Origin of the sequence: Arthrobacter sp. 9AX (assembly GCF_902506095.1) — a bacterium.
Lineage (GTDB): Bacteria > Actinomycetota > Actinomycetes > Actinomycetales > Micrococcaceae > Arthrobacter.
In genome coordinates this window covers 4,037,610-4,053,094 of the sequence record NZ_LR733293.1, presented here as the reverse complement: position 1 = coordinate 4,053,094, position 15,485 = coordinate 4,037,610, and the positions used below count along the sequence as shown (strand labels likewise).

General features: G+C 66.2%; 17 protein-coding genes and 2 pseudogenes. 8 read left to right on the top strand and 11 right to left on the bottom strand.

Annotated features, from left to right (window positions below):
• Position 1 precedes the first annotated feature (1 nt).
• Positions 2–778, bottom strand: coding sequence for a glucosamine-6-phosphate deaminase (nagB, locus tag BACI348_RS18815; protein ID WP_159829130.1), 777 nt, complete (start codon positions 776–778; stop codon positions 2–4).
• 63 nt (positions 779–841) lie between these two features.
• Positions 842–2,092, bottom strand: coding sequence for a PTS transporter subunit EIIC (locus BACI348_RS18810; RefSeq protein WP_159829128.1), 1,251 nt, complete (start codon positions 2,090–2,092; stop codon positions 842–844).
• A 228-nt stretch (positions 2,093–2,320) separates the two neighbouring features.
• Between BACI348_RS18810 and BACI348_RS18805 the strand changes: the two genes are divergently transcribed.
• Together BACI348_RS18805 and BACI348_RS18800 are read left to right on the top strand one after the other, a co-directional pair.
• Complete coding sequence (locus BACI348_RS18805) at positions 2,321–2,551, top strand: PTS sugar transporter subunit IIB (protein ID WP_159829126.1); 231 nt, start codon at positions 2,321–2,323, stop codon at positions 2,549–2,551.
• A complete protein-coding gene (locus BACI348_RS18800) occupies positions 2,551–3,015 on the top strand; it encodes a PTS sugar transporter subunit IIA (RefSeq protein WP_159829124.1) in 465 nt (154 codons plus the stop codon). The genes BACI348_RS18805 and BACI348_RS18800 overlap by 1 nt, the downstream gene beginning before the upstream one ends.
• On the opposite strand, the gene BACI348_RS18795 is transcribed toward BACI348_RS18800, so the two are convergent.
• Positions 3,016–3,774 carry a GntR family transcriptional regulator gene (locus BACI348_RS18795; protein ID WP_159829122.1) on the bottom strand — a complete coding sequence of 253 codons (759 nt, stop codon included), beginning with the start codon at positions 3,772–3,774 and terminating at the stop codon, positions 3,016–3,018.
• A 291-nt stretch (positions 3,775–4,065) separates the two neighbouring features.
• On the opposite strand from BACI348_RS18795, the gene BACI348_RS18790 reads away from it, so the two are divergent.
• The 3 genes from BACI348_RS18790 to BACI348_RS18780 all read left to right on the top strand — a co-directional run bounded on the left by BACI348_RS18790 (position 4,066) and on the right by BACI348_RS18780 (position 6,319).
• Positions 4,066–4,926: a hypothetical protein gene (locus BACI348_RS18790; RefSeq protein ID WP_236557635.1), complete on the top strand. Its 861-nt coding sequence runs from the start codon at positions 4,066–4,068 to the stop codon at positions 4,924–4,926.
• Positions 4,927–5,124: 198 nt separating this feature from the next.
• Entirely contained in the window at positions 5,125–5,385 is a 261-nt protein-coding gene (locus tag BACI348_RS18785; RefSeq protein ID WP_159829121.1) for a hypothetical protein, read from the top strand.
• A gap of 1 nt (position 5,386) precedes the next feature.
• Positions 5,387–6,319 carry a threonine/serine dehydratase gene (locus BACI348_RS18780; RefSeq protein WP_159829119.1) on the top strand — a complete coding sequence of 311 codons (933 nt, stop codon included), beginning with the start codon at positions 5,387–5,389 and terminating at the stop codon, positions 6,317–6,319.
• 36 nt (positions 6,320–6,355) lie between these two features.
• On the opposite strand, the gene BACI348_RS18775 is transcribed toward BACI348_RS18780, so the two are convergent.
• Positions 6,356–6,694, bottom strand: a complete 339-nt coding sequence (locus BACI348_RS18775) for a hypothetical protein (protein WP_159829117.1) — start codon at positions 6,692–6,694, stop codon at positions 6,356–6,358.
• A 199-nt stretch (positions 6,695–6,893) separates the two neighbouring features.
• Between BACI348_RS18775 and BACI348_RS18770 the strand changes: the two genes are divergently transcribed.
• Entirely contained in the window at positions 6,894–7,832 is a 939-nt protein-coding gene (locus BACI348_RS18770; RefSeq protein WP_159829115.1) for an SMP-30/gluconolactonase/LRE family protein, read from the top strand.
• 130 nt (positions 7,833–7,962) lie between these two features.
• Here the strand turns inward: BACI348_RS18770 and BACI348_RS18765 are convergent.
• Positions 7,963–8,603: pseudogene (locus BACI348_RS18765) on the bottom strand (NADPH-dependent F420 reductase).
• Between the two features lie 225 nt (positions 8,604–8,828).
• Between BACI348_RS18765 and BACI348_RS18760 the strand changes: the two are divergent.
• Positions 8,829–9,029 (top strand): annotated as a pseudogene (locus BACI348_RS18760) (rhamnogalacturonan lyase family protein); the annotation flags it as partial.
• 136 nt (positions 9,030–9,165) lie between these two features.
• On the opposite strand, the gene BACI348_RS18755 reads toward BACI348_RS18760, so the two are convergent.
• From BACI348_RS18755 to BACI348_RS18740, 5 genes are all read right to left on the bottom strand, one after another.
• On the bottom strand, positions 9,166–10,119 hold the full coding sequence (locus BACI348_RS18755; RefSeq protein WP_159829113.1) for an SRPBCC family protein: 954 nt from the start codon (positions 10,117–10,119) through the stop codon (positions 9,166–9,168).
• Between the two features lie 164 nt (positions 10,120–10,283).
• A complete protein-coding gene (locus BACI348_RS18750; protein WP_328699999.1) occupies positions 10,284–10,715 on the bottom strand; it encodes an SRPBCC family protein in 432 nt (143 codons plus the stop codon).
• Positions 10,628–10,927 carry an SRPBCC family protein gene (locus BACI348_RS21030; RefSeq protein ID WP_328699998.1) on the bottom strand — a complete coding sequence of 100 codons (300 nt, stop codon included), beginning with the start codon at positions 10,925–10,927 and terminating at the stop codon, positions 10,628–10,630. The genes BACI348_RS18750 and BACI348_RS21030 overlap by 88 nt, the downstream gene beginning before the upstream one ends.
• 159 nt (positions 10,928–11,086) lie before the next feature.
• Positions 11,087–13,741 carry an exo-rhamnogalacturonan lyase family protein gene (locus tag BACI348_RS18745; protein WP_159829111.1) on the bottom strand — a complete coding sequence of 885 codons (2,655 nt, stop codon included), beginning with the start codon at positions 13,739–13,741 and terminating at the stop codon, positions 11,087–11,089.
• A gap of 207 nt (positions 13,742–13,948) precedes the next feature.
• Positions 13,949–14,098 carry a hypothetical protein gene (locus BACI348_RS18740; RefSeq protein WP_201298458.1) on the bottom strand — a complete coding sequence of 50 codons (150 nt, stop codon included), beginning with the start codon at positions 14,096–14,098 and terminating at the stop codon, positions 13,949–13,951.
• 213 nt (positions 14,099–14,311) lie between these two features.
• Between BACI348_RS18740 and BACI348_RS18735 the strand changes: the two genes are divergently transcribed.
• Positions 14,312–14,923 carry an NADPH-dependent FMN reductase gene (locus BACI348_RS18735; RefSeq protein ID WP_159829109.1) on the top strand — a complete coding sequence of 204 codons (612 nt, stop codon included), beginning with the start codon at positions 14,312–14,314 and terminating at the stop codon, positions 14,921–14,923.
• 72 nt (positions 14,924–14,995) lie between these two features.
• On the opposite strand, the gene BACI348_RS18730 is transcribed toward BACI348_RS18735, so the two are convergent.
• Complete coding sequence (locus tag BACI348_RS18730; RefSeq protein ID WP_159829107.1) at positions 14,996–15,469, bottom strand: sensor histidine kinase; 474 nt, start codon at positions 15,467–15,469, stop codon at positions 14,996–14,998.
• Between the last annotated feature and the right edge of the window lie 16 nt (positions 15,470–15,485).

Sequence of the window (15,485 nt, the reverse complement as noted above, 5' to 3'; positions counted from 1 at the left end):
CTCAGAGCCCCTGCCACGCGGGCTTGCGCCCAAACGTGTCCTGGTAGTACTCCCGGTGCGCCAGCCTGGACGCGGCCGCCTCATCCACCAAGACCGTGACGTGCGGGTGGAGTTGGAGCGCCGAGGCGGGGCAGGCTGCAGCCACCGGTCCCTCGACGGCTGCCGCTATAGCCTCCGCCTTGGCCTCACCCATCGCCAGCAGCAGCAGGTGCCGTGCCTCCCGGATGGTGCCCAGGCCCTGGGTCAGGACGTGGTCCGGCACGTCCGCGGGGTCTGCGAAGAAGCGGGCGTTGTCCCGGCGGGTCTGCTGGGTGAGTGTCTTGATCCGGGTGCGGGAGCCCAGCGAGGACATCGGCTCGTTGAAACCCACGTGGCCGTCCGTTCCGATGCCCAGGATCTGGAGGTCCACTCCACCCGCGGCGGTGATGGCAGCCTCGTACCGGGCGGCCTCGGCTTCGAGGTCCTCCGCCACCCCGTCCAGCCCGTGCACTGCGCCCGCAGGAAAGTCCACACCGTCCACGAATTCCTCCCGGATCACCGAGTGGTAGGACTGCGGGTGCGCGCTGGGCAGGCCCACGTACTCGTCGAGGAGGAAAGCCTGCGCCCCGGCAAAGCTCAATCCGTTCCGGTGCCGCTCGGTGAGCTCCTGGTACGTGCCAAGGGGCGTTGACCCGGTGGCCAGTCCCAGGACTGACGGGCCGCTGCGGACCTGCTGCTCGATGGCGTCTGCGGCCGTGCGGGCTACGTCTGCAGGGGTGGGGAGGATGACGATTTCCATAAGGTGCGCGTACTTTCGGTTGCGGTTATCCAAGGTGCTGTTGGCTGAGACGGGTGGAAGAGGTTACTTCGCGGCGTCGGTCTCCACGGTGACCTCGTCGTCTTCGCGGCCCGGGGTGCGCAGGTTCCAGCGCTTGATCACGAAGGAAAAGAGGAAGTAGTAGACCACTGCGTAGCCCAGTCCAATGGGGATGAGCAGCCAGGCGTTCTGGGCTTTGCCGAAGTTGAGGACAAAGTCGATCAGGCCCGCGGAGAACGTGAACCCGTGATGGATGTCCAGCGCATTGACCAGGGCCATCGAGGTGCCGGTCAGGGCCGCGTGGACGATGTAGAGCGGGAAAGCCACAAACATAAAGGAGTACTCGAGCGGTTCGGTGATGCCGGTGAAGAACGCGGTGAGGGCGGTGGAGAGCATGATGCCGCCCACGATTTTCTTCTGCGAGGGCTTGGCGTGGCGCCAGATGGCCAGGGCTGCGGCGGGAAGGCCGAACATCATGATGGGGAAGAACCCGGTCATGAAGATGCCCGCGGTGGGGTCGCCGGCGAAGAAGCGGTTGAGGTCGCCGCGGACCAGGTGGCCGGAGGCGTCGGTGTAGTCACCGATGAGGAACCAGACAGCGGAGTTGAGGATGTGGTGCAGGCCGGCAGGAATGAGCATGCGGTTGGCGAAGCCATAGATGCCGCCGCCGGCTACGGCGTTGCCGGCCACGGCCTCGCCTACTGCGGACAGACCTGCGTTGAAGAACGGGTAGACCAGGGCAAGGACGACGCCCACCACCAGGCTGGTCACGGAGGTCAGGATGGGAACGAGGCGACGGCCGCTGAAGAAGCCGAGGAAGTCAGGCAGTTTGGTGCGGTAGAACCGCTGCCACAGCGTGGCGGACAGCAGGCCCACTACGATGCCGGCCAGCACACCGTAGTTGATCACGGCGGGTTTGCCGGCGGGATCCAACTGCCCGGCGAGGACCAGCGGGGACATTGCCTTGAAGACTCCGTCGATCACCATGTAGCCCACTACGGCGGCCAACGCCGTGGAGCCGTCCGCCTTCTTGGCCCAGCCGATGGCAATGCCCACGGCAAAGATTAGCGGCAGCCACGTGAAGACGGCGTTACCCGCGGCGGAAATGACGGCTGCGCCGCCCTCAAACCCGGGAATGGCGCCCAGCAGGTCGGCCTGGCCGATGCGCAGGAGGATGCCCGCGGCCGGGAGGACAGCGATGGGAAGCATCAGGCAGCGGCCAAGGCGCTGCAACGTGGCGAAAACCCTGTTTGGCTTCTTCTCTGGAGCCAGGGCGGTGGTCTCAGGTGTTGACATGGTTGCACCTCTGCGGGGATTTGTGGGCTTGTGGAGTGAAGGGTCCAGCCGGTACTGTCTGGTTATGACCAGTTCAGTGTGATCCATCCCACGAGCGGCTGTCAAGGCAACCGCAACCCGCGCGGCCCTTCAAACGGCCGGCAGTGGAAGCCATAATTGGTCGCACTTGGGCCGCCGGCCCCGGTGAGGAAGCAGTGCTCCGAGCGGGCACCGTCAGAAAGGGCAGCCATGTCCAAAGCAGAAAAGATCATTGAAGGCCTGGGCGGAGCCGGCAACATCGTGGAAGTTGAAGCCTGCATCACGCGGCTGCGCACGGAAGTCAAAGACGGCTCGCTCGTCAACGAGGCCACACTGAAGGCCGCCGGAGCCCATGGCGTCCTGGCTGCCGGAACCGCCGTCCAGGTGATTGTTGGACCCGAGGCCGACACCCTCGCCGAGGACATCGAGGACCTCCTCTAGTGGCGCTGTCCCTGGTGGTCCTCGCACCCATTACCGGCGCCGTTGTTCCCCTTGCCGAGGTCCCGGATCCGGTCTTCGCCGGGCAGATGGTGGGTTCCGGCGCAGCCGTGGAGCCGCCGGCAGGAGAGATGTTCGACGTCGTGTCCCCGGTTGCGGGCAAGGTGGTCAAGCTCCTGCCGCACGCCTTTGTTGTGGTCGAGTCATCAGGACGCGGCGTCCTCACCCACGTGGGCATTGACACGGTCAAGCTCAAGGGTGAAGGTTTCAAGCTGCTCATCGCCCAGGGCGACACCATCGACGCCGGCGCCCCCGTGATGCGCGTGGACCCCGCCGCCGCCCTGGCGGCCGGCTACTCGATGGTGAGTCCCGTCGTCGTACTCGATACCAAGCCGGACACCGCAATCCTGGTTGCCGCGGGCACTGTGGCCGCCGGCGAAGAGCTCTTCTCGCTGGACCAGGGCTGACTAAAGCCGGACTTCCATGTTCAGGGAGTAGCGGTCGGAGCGGTACCAGGAACGCGAATGCTCGATGGCCAGCTGGCCTGAATAGGAAACACGGTCGAACGCCAGCACCGGCGCTCCCGTTCCGGTGCCGAGGAGCGCCCCGACGTCAGCCGGGGCGCCCTCGGACTTGACGCTTTGCCGGGCCCGGTCGATCTGGTGCCCGAACTGCGCTGCGAGGGCCTTGTAAACCGACCCCGTCAGGTCGATATCCAGCAGCCCCGGGGCGTGTTCCGGGTTGTACCAGGCATCGTCAACGCTGACCGGCCGGCCGTCCGCCAGCCGCAAGCGCTTGAGGTGGATGGCCTCGGCTCCCGGGGCGAGGCCGAGCACCTCAGCGGTGTCCTCGGGGGCCGGAGCGGCCTCCGCCATCAGGACCACCGTGCTGGGAACGTGGCCCATGGCCTCCATTTCCTGCGTGAACGAGGCCAGGTGCAGCGTGGACTGCACGGGAGAATCCGCCACAAACGTGCCCTTGGCCGGAACCCGGACCAGATGCCCCTCGTTGACCAGCCGGCCAATCGCGGCGCGCACGGTGATGCGGCTGACGCCGTAGGAGTCCATCAGGGTGCGCTCGCTGGGGAGCCGGGCGCCGGGTTCCAGCTCCTCCTTGGCCAGCTTGAGGATGATCATGCGCAACTGCTCATGCTTGGGGACCTGGGTGTTGTTGATGGGCGCGCTTGCCGCCGGAGCGCTGCTCCTTGATGGTGCTGTGGCTGGCACGAAAGGCCCCTTCGATCCGTGGAGCGGTCCGGTAAGGACCACTGCTTCGGATTATTCCACACAGGGCAGGGCCGGCAAGGGGGCTGGTCAGGCAACCAGACCGACCGCGCAGGCAAGCATGGCCGCCGGGAACGGGAATTGGTCGGCGGAGGCGGGCGTCCAGCCGGCGGGACGGCGCCGTGAGGCGGGGCCGCAAATAAAAAGTCAGGCTCAGTTGTTTCCCCAACCCCTCGGCAGGCCTTAGGCTGAAAACGCTAAGCATGCTTTCTATTTTCTAAGGGGTTGTGACTAATGCGGAAAGTTCCTGCACTTGGACTGACGGCGGCGGCAATGATCGCGCTCGCGGGCTGCACGGGCGGCGGTGGTGGTGCAGCAAGCCCCACGGCCACCCAGACTGCCAGCGCGTCTGCCAGCAAGGCCGCGGAAGCGAAGGTCTACACGGAGGATGAGCTCCGCAACCTGATCTCCGGAATGAAGGACGGGGACGGCAATGAACTGAAGCTGTATTCCAAGGAGCAGGTGGACCAGGGCGGAAATATTGCCAACCTGCTCCTCAGTACGGCCACCGTAGATCCATCAGACTGCAAGGACATCGCCACCGCGGGCCTGCTGGACAAGGTGGAAAGCGGGGACATCTCCGTCGCGCTTTCCGAGGGCGACCAGCCCCGTACCCTGTCCGCACAGTCCGGCAGCGAGGGAAAGTCCGCCGTCGAGGTCCTGGACGGGATCAGCGGCAAGATGGACCAGTGCGACAAGTTCTCCGTCACGGCGCTGGGGAAGACGTACGAGGTCACCAGCGAGGAACTCCAGGCTGACACGGACGCCGACAAGACGTTTGGCACCCTCAGCACCCGCAGCGGCGAAAACGGACAGAAGCTGATGCAGGTCTCCGCGGCCGAGGGCAGGCTCCTGGTGGTGGCCACCAAGGGCGGCGCCAACCTGGGCGATCCGGACCAGAAGGAACTCGAGGACCTGATCAATGACGTGCTGGAGAAGGCCGACGGCGGCAGCTCAACTTCCAGCCCGACGTCCACCAGCACCTCCGGTTCCGGAAGTACGTCGTCACCGCGTAGTTCAGCGTCACCAACAGCGACTTCGACAGGGAGTGAAGATGCCGTGACCTCCTCGGCCTCGCCCACCGCCTCCCGCTAGCACCGGCGGGCTGCACAAGAGCGGGCAGCAGAAAGGCGGGCGGGACCTGCTGGTCCTGCCCGCCTTTCCGGTTGTCCCGGAGTGCCGGAGATTGCAGCTAAAAAACCATTTGTGACCGGCCGCACCGTAGGCTGGAGTCCTGGCCCGGAGACCTGTTCGGGCAGCGAGCAGCCGGTATCCAGGTGAAAGGCAGGACCCATGACCACGTCCAATGAGGAGCCCAGGAACACCGCCGACCTTCGCGGTCCGGGCGATCCCGACGAAGCCAAGCAGGCCCCGCAGGCCCCGCAGGGCGGGATGCACCCGGAACTGCCCGGCGCCGGCAATATCCGCGAGGAGCAGCAGGCCCACGCCGCCGGGACCGTGCCGGCGTCATACACCGGAAGCGGCGAACCGGCGACGGAGCACAAACCTGAGGAAGCCCTGGAGGAGCCGGGAACCTGGGACGACGAACTCTGACGTGATTACCCGCGCAGACGTAGATGACGCCGCCCGCCGGACTACCGGCCTCACCCGGGTGACGCCGGTAGTCCGGGCGGACCCGGAGGCGTTCACGGCAGAGGTCTGGTTCAAGTGCGAATTCATGCAGCACGCCGGCACCTTCAAAGCCCGCGGTGCCCTGAACCGCATCCTGGCGAGCAAGGAACGTGGCGAGCTGGACTCCGGGGTGGGTGTGGTGGTCGCTTCGGGCGGCAACGCCGGGCTGGCCAACGCCTATGCGGCCGCCCAGCTTGGAGTGCCGGCAACCGTGTTCGTGCCGGCGGCTGCTCCGGCCGTGAAGGTCAAGAAGCTCAAGGCGGTCGGCGCCACCGTGGTCCAGGGCGGGGCAGAATATGCCGACGCGTACCAGGCTGCAGTGGAACACGCCCGGCGCACCGGGGCGGTCTATTGCCACGCCTACGACCAGCCGGAAATCGCAGCCGGCGCTGGAACGGTGGGGACCGAGCTGCTGGAGCAGGTTGCCGGCGTGGACACCGTTCTGCTGGCGGTGGGCGGCGGCGGACTGATGGCGGGAATTGCGGCAGCGGTGGAGGGCCACGCCAAAGTGGTGGCCGTGGAACCATCCAACGCCCCCACGCTCCATGCGGCCCTGGCCGCGAAGGAACCCGTCGACGTCGCGGTATCGGGAGTTGCGGCAGACTCCCTGGGGGCGCGCCGCATTGGCGAGATCGGCTACTCCGTTGCGGTCCGCACCGGCGTCGAAAGCGTCCTGGTGTCAGACCACCACATCGTGGCCGCGCGCTCAGCACTCTGGAACGAGTACCGGCTGGCGGTGGAACACGCCGCCGCCGCGGCCTACGCTGCCCTGACGTCCGGCGCCTACGTGCCGGAACCGGGGGAGCGCGTGGCAGTCATTCTTTGCGGGGCAAACACGGACCCGGCCACCTTGTAGGCGGCCGGGTCCGGCATGCAGGAAAAGCGGGAGGTCCTAGCTGCAGAACTTGCTGTAGGTGCTGCCGGCTTCTTCGTAACCGGCCTGCAGCTCCGCAAGCTTGGCTTCGTCCGGGGTTTCCTTGGCCTGCTCGTCAGTGTAGGCAAGGATCGATTCGAGGGCGGGCTTGAGGTCATCGGAAGCCACTGCGTGAATGGGGCGGATCTGGTTGGCGAGGCGGTTCATGCCGGTCTTGCCGGCATTGTTGGCCGGGCTGGAGACCACGCTCTGGATCCGCTCGCAGGTTTCCGCGGTGGTGAGCTGGTTCGAAGCGGTGCAGGCCGTGGCGGAAACAACGAGTCCGGCGGCGATCAGGGCTGTGGCGAGTTTCTTCATGGGTCCCTCAGTAGTTGATTGAGGTTTCGATTGTAAGCAGAATCCGGAGGCGAATGCCGGTCCGGGGGCCTTGCCCCCTCCTCTATGAAGGGGGCGCCAGGCTCTGGCGGGTGATTTCGCGGGCGCTTAAAATGGCAGCACCATCGTGCGGAGCTGCCGCAGATTGGCCCCGCGCACCAGTCCATATCCAGGAAGCATCATGCGCCGAACAGTACAACGCCGTGCAGCGGTCGGATTCATCGCCCTTCTGGCCCTGTTGTTACCCTCGGCGCTGCCGGCAACGGCCTCGCCGCCGGGCCGGGACCACGTGATAGTGCTCGACGGCGCCGGCTCCGCCGAGGGCATCGCGGCCGGGGACGGAAAGACTTTCTATGCCGGGGAACTGATGACCGGCGATATCTTCCGGGGGGACATCCGTGACGGCAAGGCCAAGCGTTTTATTGACGTGCCCGCCGGCCGGTTCGCCGTAGGCATGAAGGCCGACGTCCGCAACGAGCTGCTCTTCGTGGCGGGCGGGCCCGCGGGCAAGGCATTCGTTTACAGCACCGATACCAAGGCCACGGTCGCCGAAATCACGCTGACCACGGCGGCGAACCAGTTCATCAATGACGTGGCGCTGACCGATCACGGCGCCTGGTTCACGAATTCCGCTGCTGCCGAGCTGTACTACGTCCCTGTGGGCAGGCACGGCAAGCTGGGAGGCGAGGTGCAGACCCTGAAACTGAGCGGACCGGCTGCGGAACTGCCGGGGCCCTTCAACCTCAACGGGATTGATTCTGCCAGGGACGGGCGCGTCCTCATTGTGGCGCACTCCGCCAACGCAGCGCTCTACACCGTTGACCCGGATACCGGTAAAAGTGCCAGGATCGAGGGGGCGGGCCTGCCCAATATCGACGGCATCCTGGTCAAGGGCCGTACCTTGTGGGCAGTGCAGAACATGTCCAACCAGATCAGCCGGCTCAGGCTGTCCGGTGACCTGTCGTCCTTCAAGGTCCAGGACGTGATCACCAGCAAGGACTTCGACATCCCGACGACGGTGGCCAAGTTCGGCGATACCCTCGCCGCGGTCAATGCAAAGTTTGGCCAAGAATCTCCGGCAACCAAGTACGAGGTGGTCCTGGTTCCGGCCCGTGACTAGCTGAAACCCCAACTGGCAGCAAACGTCCCCGCAACGCGGTTTCGGGACGTCTGCTGCCAGCCAGTTTTATGCCCGGGTGCCGGAACCGGTCCGGTGCCGGGCCGGCATGCGAACAGGCCGGGTAGATGACTTAGACGGTCCTTGTCGCCTTGGCCAGGTTGTCCTTCAGTTCGTGCGCGTTCTGCCGCACCACGTAGGCCGGCCGGTCGCGTTCAACGCGCCAGCTGTCCTCCAGCAGCCCGATGTTCACGGTGTCGAAGCCGAATTCGTCGTACAGGCGTGTGACCAGTTCGGCAGCCTCCGGGTAGTCGCTGGCCGTTGCGAGCGCCCGCCGGTTTTCCGTGCCGGCGGCGTTCCGTCGGTGGCGATCTGGGCGGCCATGATGTGGTTAAAGCCCTTGGCCACCTTGGACTCGGGCAGGTGCTCCTGCAGGAGCCCGGAGGTGGTGGCCTCGCCGTTGTCCAGCGCCGGGATGCGGCCGTCCCGTTCCCAGTAGTAGTTGTTGGTATCGATCAGGATCTTGCCGGCGAGCGGCTCCACCGGGATGTCCTTGTAGTTCTTGAGCGGCACAGTCACCACGGCGAAATCGCCCGCCCGTGCCGCCTCGCCGGCGGAGGCCGCCCGCGCCTTCGGGCCGAGTTCCGCTACGAGGTCCGCCAAGGTCTCCGGGCCGCGGGAGTTGCTGATCACAACGTCGTAGCCCAGTTCCACCGCTTTCCTGGCAACTGCGCTTCCAATGTGTCCTGCACCGATGATTCCGATTGTTGTCATATCGGCCCCAACAGCCGGTCCTCCGGAGATATTTCAGGGGAGTTCCAGGAATAAACAGTGCCCAAAAAGCGTACGACGCCGTCCTGCCGCGTCCTGCGCGCGGCGGCAGGACGGCGTCGCGGTTCCGTGAGCCGACGGGCACCTTGCCCCACACGGACGTAACGTAAAAGAACAATTCCTCCCATGAACTCACGGAAAACCCTTGACCAATCTTGTCAACCGCTCAGCACGGAACTGCGGATTTACACCAGCACTTCGCCCACGGAGGTGCGGCTCCGCACCCTGATGCACGACCCCGTGTACCGGACGGGCGTTGCCCGCGAAACCGTGGACTACAACCAGCCGCCGCACCCGAGCTTCTTCATCGGTGAGGGCATGGAGACTCCCGCAGCACCGTCCGTCGTGTACACCGGCGCAACCAAGTAGGGCACGGGCAGTAGCAGCAAGCGCGGCAAAGCGCCGCCCGCCTCGGGGGAGAGGCGGGCGGCGCTTTGGTTTGCGGGACGTCCGGCGATCAGGAAATACCCGACGCCGGGACGTCCTTCAGGCGATCAGGTTTCCCTTAGTGCTGGCCGAGGTTGCCGCCAATGGGCGGCAGGCCGCCGTCGGGCCGGCGCTCGTCTTCGCGCCGCTCGCCGGCACTGAAGTTCTCGCCCTCAGCCGTCTCGTCCGACTCGCCGCTGGTGTCCACCAGGCCGTTGGTCTGGTCGAAGGCGTGGCCGATCCTGTCATCGCCCAGGTCGGCGACTGTTCCGGTGGAGCCGGCTGCCGCCGTCGTGCCTGTAGCTGTAGTGCCTCCAGAGAAGCCGGTTGTGGCATCCGTGGTGGTTGTGTCGGTCGTCAGCGGGGTAACCGTCACGGGCTCCCCGGGAGCAACGGGAGTTACCGTTTCGTCGGCCGCCTCGGTGGTGCCCTTGTTCGTGCCGGCAGCCATAGCTGCGGCTGCGCCAGCTGCCGCCGCAACACCAACGCCCGCAGCGACCTTGCCCGATACGCCGGCCTTGCCCGAATCGCCGCGAGATCCTGCGGCGTCCTCGACGCCCGGGGTGCCGACGGGTGCCCCGGAGCTGACGCTGCCGCGCCATGCGCCGCTGGCGTAGCCTTCGTCCTCGATGAATTCCTTAAACCGCTTCAGGTCCGCCTCGGCCTGGCGTTCGACCACATTGAGCTTGTCGCCCACCTTCTCGATAAATCCTTCGGGCTCGTATTCGAGCGTCAGCTGGAGGGAGGTCTGGCCGCCGCCCACGTCCTCGAACTCGACAGCACCGGCGTTGGTGGCGCCTTCCGTGGCGGCCCAGGCGACCTTGCGGTCGGGAACCTGCTCCAGGATCTTGGCTTCCCACTGCCTGCGGACACCGCCGATTTCAGCCACCCATGCCAGACGGTCGTCGCTGAGCTGCGTCACGCTCTTGACGCCGCCCATGAAGTGCGGGAACTCCTCGAACTGGGTCCACTGGTTGTAAGCGGTGCTCACCGGAACGTTCACCAGAATGCGTTTTTCCACCTTCGTGCTCATAACGTCTCCTTCGCTGTGTTACCGGAAGCTGATGAGTCGGTCGAAATCATCAGCATGCTTACCAACATACCTTTTGGGCGGGCCGGTTTCCAGAGCAGAAGTACGACGGCGGCACCCGGCGCCCGGAGTGCGGGGTGCCAGGTGCCGCCGTCGGGCGGGGCGGGTCAGTGCGTGCCCAGGCTGCCGCTGAAGGGCGGGATCTTGCCCTCGCCATGCCGGCGGCTCCGGCGTTCGGCGGAACTGTAGTTCTCGCCGTCGGCCGTTTCGTCCGATTCGCCTTCGAAATCGACCAGCCCGCTGGTCTGGTCGAACGGGTGCTCGAACCTGTTGTAGGGACGTTGCTCCGAGGCGGCGTCCGCCGGTGCGGTGGCTGCCGTTGCCGGGGTGGCCTTCCGGCCGTGCTCGATGAAATGCTTGAAATCCCTCAGGTCGTGTTCCGCCTGGCGGCCCACCACGTGCAGCAGGTTGCCCACCCTTTCCACCACGCCAGCAGGCCGGTACTCAATGGTCAGGGCAAGTTCGGTCCTGTTGCCGCCCGCATCCTTGAAGTCAACGGCGCCGGAGTTGGTGATGCCTTCGATGGCTGCCCAGGCCACCCTCCGGCGGGGATCTGCTCGAGGATCTTGGCTTCCCACTCGCGGCGTACTCCGGCGATATGGGCCACCCACCTGAGGCGGCCGTCGCCCACCTGTGTCACGCTCTCCACGCCGCTCATAAAGTGCGGGAACTCCTCGAACTGCGTCCACTGGTTGTAGGCGGTGCCCACCGGTACATCGACCACAATCCGCTTCTCCACTTTCGTGTTCATGACGTCTCCTTTGACTGAACCGAATCCGATGAAGAACTGAGGTCATCAGTAGTTAAATTCTGCTCCGCCTGCGCGCACGTCACCACTCCTTTCCGGGAGGGCAACGGGCGACGGCGGCACCCCGGGTGGGTGCCGCCGTCGTGCTGGGTGCGTGAAGCATCAGGGCAGGGAGTGGCCGATCAGGGCCAGGTTCTGGATCGCCGCGAGGCCGAACTGCGAGGTGTCGTTCGTGGAGACCGTGGGCGCCTCATCCACCGGCAGCAGCACGTACGGCGGGTGGATTTTCCGCAGGGTGAAGGCCGACTCGTGGTTCAAATGCTCCCCGCCCTCGGCGAAGCTCTTCCAGGCCCGGGCCGCCAGGTCCGGATCCTCCAGCCGGGCAGCCGCATAGGCAGTCAGCCGGCTGTGCGCCTGGGTGAGGTAGATGCCGTCCAGTGGCTGGCCCACGGCTTCAACCTGCTCTTCCTTCGTAGCCAGGAAGAGCCGGCAGTACTGCAGCCAGGCCCGCTCGAAGTCCGGGTCCTGCACCAGGTCCACCAGTTCGCTGCAGATTTCCACCAGGCCAAAAACGGCGCTCAGGTGCGAGACCTGGATGAGTTCCCGGCCGGTATCGAACCGGCCTTTGTCGAGGTCGTACAGCGCTTCACCGGTGAGGAAGCCGTACTTGAGGGCGCCGATGTCCGCCATGGTGCCGAGGAGCCGGTCGCGGGACCGCGGGTTGCCGGTGCGTTCCCAGTCGGTGAGCCAGGTGGCGGCCAGCGAACCCCAGTCGGTGCCAAGCCCAACACCCAGCGCGTTCCGGTTGGGCCGGTAGGTGTCGGCGTCCGGCCGGACCTTGCGCACGGGGTCCAGGCCCAGGAAGTTCTGGTCGCTGTCCACAAGTTCGGTCAGGAGGTCCCCGGTGCGCTCGTCCGCCGTCAGGTAGTAGTAGAAACGGCGGTAGGCGGGGGTGCTGATGCGGAGCTGCTTAGCACTGCAGCCCCAGTGCTGGACGTTGTGCCGGGAGCCCAGGCCGCGCCAGTGTCCCAGGTGGTAAACATCCACCTCGCCGGTGTGCCGGGTCATGGCCTCGGCGAACCGGAAGATGTCCGCCCGGCCGGAGCGGAGGTAGGAGTACCACAGCCAGAGGTCCGGGGAGAGCTCGGAGTTGTCCCAGGCGTAGCCGCCCACATCGTACCGCCACACGTGCCGGTCGTGATCGTAGGTGTGCATCACGTCGCCGTAGTTCCAGAAGCCGTACCAGCGCCGCTGCTCCACCTGCCCGGCGTAGAAATCGAAGAGAAAGTCCAGGTGGTCCTCGAGCTCTGCGCGCGCCGGTGTGCTGCGGTCCACCGGGTCCCAGTCGCCGAAGACACCCATCGAATGCAGATACTCGGGGGTGGCCTGCAGCAGGGCGGGGGTGGACACGGCTGCCGCGTCCGCCGCCAGGATTTCCGTTGCCGGGGTGCCCTCGTAAGCGAACAGGGTTAACTCATGTGTGCGTGCGATTCCGCTGGCATTGCCAAAGCCGGGTTCATAGTCCTCATACGTGATTTCGAGCCCCTCGAGCTGTTCCTCGAACGTGTCCTGGCCCAGGCCGTCATGGTAGAAGCGCAGGTCCATCGGCTGGGCCTCGGGCGAGTACAGCCAGGCGGTTACCGAGGCTTCGGCGGTGGCGGCGCCGCGGATGTCCAGCTGGCCCGGGTGCGACTGCCAGAAGTCCTTGATGCCCACTCCGAAACCGCCGCGGGTGTCGCTGAGGGAGCAGAAGCCTGCGGCGCGGGTTCCGCCGGAGATGCCCACCCAGGCGTGGCCGGCCCCAGTCCGCTTCCGTAGTTCGAAACCGTCGGCGCTGAGCTGGCTGAGGGTGTAGTCGCTCCACGCGGGGATCAGGTGCAGCCGCTCCGACACTTCGGGATTCCACTCTGCCGACGGTGGGGTGGCGCGGCCGTCCAGTTGCGCGCGGCGGACATCCTCGCCGGGATCCCGGCGCAGGCCGGTCAGTCCGCGCACGCCTTCGAGGAGGAACCCACCGTCGGCCCCGGCAATCCGGACGTGCCGGTCATGGAGCTCCGCGGCCAGCGGCACAGTGAACCGGACCCCGAGCCCCGCCAGGAAATCCTGCCCCGCATCGCCGTCCCAGATGAACGAGTGCACCATCCGCACGCTGCGGGCGTCGGCGTGGAAATAGAATCGGACCACAAACGGCAGCCAGTTCCGCCTGCTGCTCCCGGGGGCGTCGGGGCGGTGGTGCCCCTCCAGCCGGACCACCGCCCGCACCGGGCCGTGCTGTTCAAGCACCACGGCGTTCACCTCGCCGGTGAACGCTTCGCGGCTGAACGTCCCGGCGCCGCCGGACCCCTCCGGGATGGTGTCCTGCAGGAGGCTGACCAGGCACCCGTCCCGGGCCACTTCGGTTCCGCCGCGGGTGAGGCTGCTGAAGAGGTGGGAACCGCTGCGGTTGATCACCATCTGCAGGGCGCCGGTGTCCACCGTGAGTGCCCCGGCAGTCTCGCTGACCGTGACGTTGGTGACGCCCGACGGCGGGAGGTTGCCTTCGCGGGGTGACGCGCCGGCGTCGGCCGTCACCTGATAGGCGCGGGAGGGCGAATCCGTGGCCGGAAGGGCGATGCCGGCCCACTTGAGTGATCCGTCAGGCCAGGTGGCCAGGGGCCAGGACTGGCTGGGCACGACATCCCCGTCCGCAGCGCGGACCGAGAGGTGGCCTGAATCCGCGACCGTGCCGCGGGCAAAAGGCATGCCCCACGTGGTACCGCCGCTGATCCCCGCAGGTGCCTCGCCGTCGATCCACCTGATGAGGGTTTTGTCCGTCATGTGATCCAATTCGTCGTTTCCGGGTCTGCTGCTCCGCTGCCGCAGGCCGCACACGGTCATGCGGCAGCCTGGAGGGGTGAAAGCGCTTTCTGATTCGTTTCAAAATAGACCCGTCAACAGCGGACCGCAAGGGGCACCCATCATGTGGAGGATGTTTCAGGGGTGCTCCGGGCGCGGACGAGCACCCGGCCGGCTGGCGCCGCCCCGCTAATTGCCAGCCTGCGAGGTGACGTCTGTGTCCGGCCCCTCCGCGGGATCCTGGCTGTGGGCCCGGACTTCGGTGGCGTCCGCGTCCGGGTCGCCCTCGGCGGGTGCCTCTGTGTGTACCCGCTCATCCTGCATTGGATTTTCGCTCATGCCTGCTCCTGACCGCGCCGGGATTTCGGTACAGATCATTCAGCGCTCCCCGGCGCGCACTGTCAAGGACGTGCGGTTCTGCTCTGGCCGGGGCACGTCTTCTGTGCTGGACTGGTGGGGCAGTGGGCATCAACCGCGGCCCGGCTACGGGTGGCACCTTTTCCAAGCAGGACATCATCGGCCGGCGTTGGCCGGCCATTGGAAGGAAGACTCATGGCATCGTTCAAGATCGGATACTTCGTGGGGAGCCTCGCTACCGGCTCCATCAACCGGACCCTCTCCAAGGCACTGATTAAACTGGCTCCCGAGGACCTGGAGTTCACGGAGATCCCCATCAGGGACTTACCCCTGTACAGCTATGACTATGATGCCGACTTCCCGCCCGAAGGCCGGGCCCTCAAGGAGGCTGTCGAAGGGTCCGACGGGATCCTGTTCGTGTCCCCGGAGTACAACCGTTCCATTCCCGGTGCCCTGAAGAATGCGATTGACTGGGGCTCCCGGCCTTGGGGAAGCAATTCGTTTGCCCGGAAGCCTACCGGCATCATCGGCGCCTCCGTGGGCAGCATCGGCACTGCGGTGATGCAGTCTTCGTTCCGCAGCGTCCTCAGCTTCCTCGATGCCCCGCAATTGAACGCCCCGGAGGCCTACATCCACTACAACGCCTCGGTGTTCGGTGAGGACGGCGAAGTCAAGGACGAGGGGACCGCCAAGTTCCTTCGCCACTACATGGACGAATACGGTGCCTTCGTTGCCCGTGTCCTGGCCGCGAACGCACCCGGCCATATCGGCGACCTGGAACCGGATGCGGAGAAGCTGTCCCGGTAGCTGTCCCGGGAGGAACCGGCTCGAACGCACGGATGCCCGCCGTCCCGGCGACGGCGGGCATCCGGGGGTCCCTTAGTCCAGCGGCAGGGTGACCGTCACGCTGGTGCCCTGGCCGGGGGCGGAGCAGATGTCCACCGTGCCGCCGGCTTCGTGGACGGCGACGGACATCAGCCGGAGGCCATAACCGTGGTGGCGCCCGCACGTGGCGAGCTCGCTGTCAAAGCCCGTGCCGTCGTCGGACACCACCAGGCGGATCCCATGATCCACGGCGGCGAGCTGGACATTGAGCTGCGACGCCTCGGAGTACTTGAATGCGTTGCTGAGCGCCTCGCGCGCTGACTGGTACAAAAGGGACGCGCAGTCCGCCGGAATCTCGATGCCCCAGTGCGGAGTATCCCAGCGGACCGCGGTCCCTCGCTGCCGGAGGGGCGCCGTGAGCCGGTCGATGCAGCCGGCCAGCCCCAGGGTGTAGAAGTCGAGCGGGTGCTGATCTGTGAGCACGCCTCCTACTGCTGCTACCTCATCAAAAACGACGTTGTTTCCCATGACGTCCTGCTCCCCA

Excerpts from the sequence above, each read along its gene's own strand:
- BACI348_RS18735 (WP_159829109.1), top strand. The coding sequence starts at position 14,312 with ATGGCATCGTTCAAGATCGGATACTTCGTGGGGAGCCTCGCTACCGGC.
- BACI348_RS18730 (WP_159829107.1), bottom strand. The coding sequence starts at position 15,469 with ATGGGAAACAACGTCGTTTTTGATGAGGTAGCAGCAGTAGGAGGCGTG.
- BACI348_RS18745 (WP_159829111.1), bottom strand. The coding sequence starts at position 13,741 with ATGACGGACAAAACCCTCATCAGGTGGATCGACGGCGAGGCACCTGCG.
- BACI348_RS21030 (WP_328699998.1), bottom strand. The coding sequence starts at position 10,927 with ATGAACACGAAAGTGGAGAAGCGGATTGTGGTCGATGTACCGGTGGGC.
- nagB (WP_159829130.1), bottom strand. The coding sequence starts at position 778 with ATGGAAATCGTCATCCTCCCCACCCCTGCAGACGTAGCCCGCACGGCC.
- BACI348_RS18755 (WP_159829113.1), bottom strand. The coding sequence starts at position 10,119 with ATGAGCACGAAGGTGGAAAAACGCATTCTGGTGAACGTTCCGGTGAGC.
- BACI348_RS18790 (WP_236557635.1), top strand. The coding sequence starts at position 4,066 with ATGCGGAAAGTTCCTGCACTTGGACTGACGGCGGCGGCAATGATCGCG.
- BACI348_RS18775 (WP_159829117.1), bottom strand. The coding sequence starts at position 6,694 with ATGAAGAAACTCGCCACAGCCCTGATCGCCGCCGGACTCGTTGTTTCC.
- BACI348_RS18770 (WP_159829115.1), top strand. The coding sequence starts at position 6,894 with ATGCGCCGAACAGTACAACGCCGTGCAGCGGTCGGATTCATCGCCCTT.
- BACI348_RS18740 (WP_201298458.1), bottom strand. The coding sequence starts at position 14,098 with ATGAGCGAAAATCCAATGCAGGATGAGCGGGTACACACAGAGGCACCC.
- BACI348_RS18785 (WP_159829121.1), top strand. The coding sequence starts at position 5,125 with ATGACCACGTCCAATGAGGAGCCCAGGAACACCGCCGACCTTCGCGGT.
- BACI348_RS18805 (WP_159829126.1), top strand. The coding sequence starts at position 2,321 with ATGTCCAAAGCAGAAAAGATCATTGAAGGCCTGGGCGGAGCCGGCAAC.
- BACI348_RS18810 (WP_159829128.1), bottom strand. The coding sequence starts at position 2,092 with ATGTCAACACCTGAGACCACCGCCCTGGCTCCAGAGAAGAAGCCAAAC.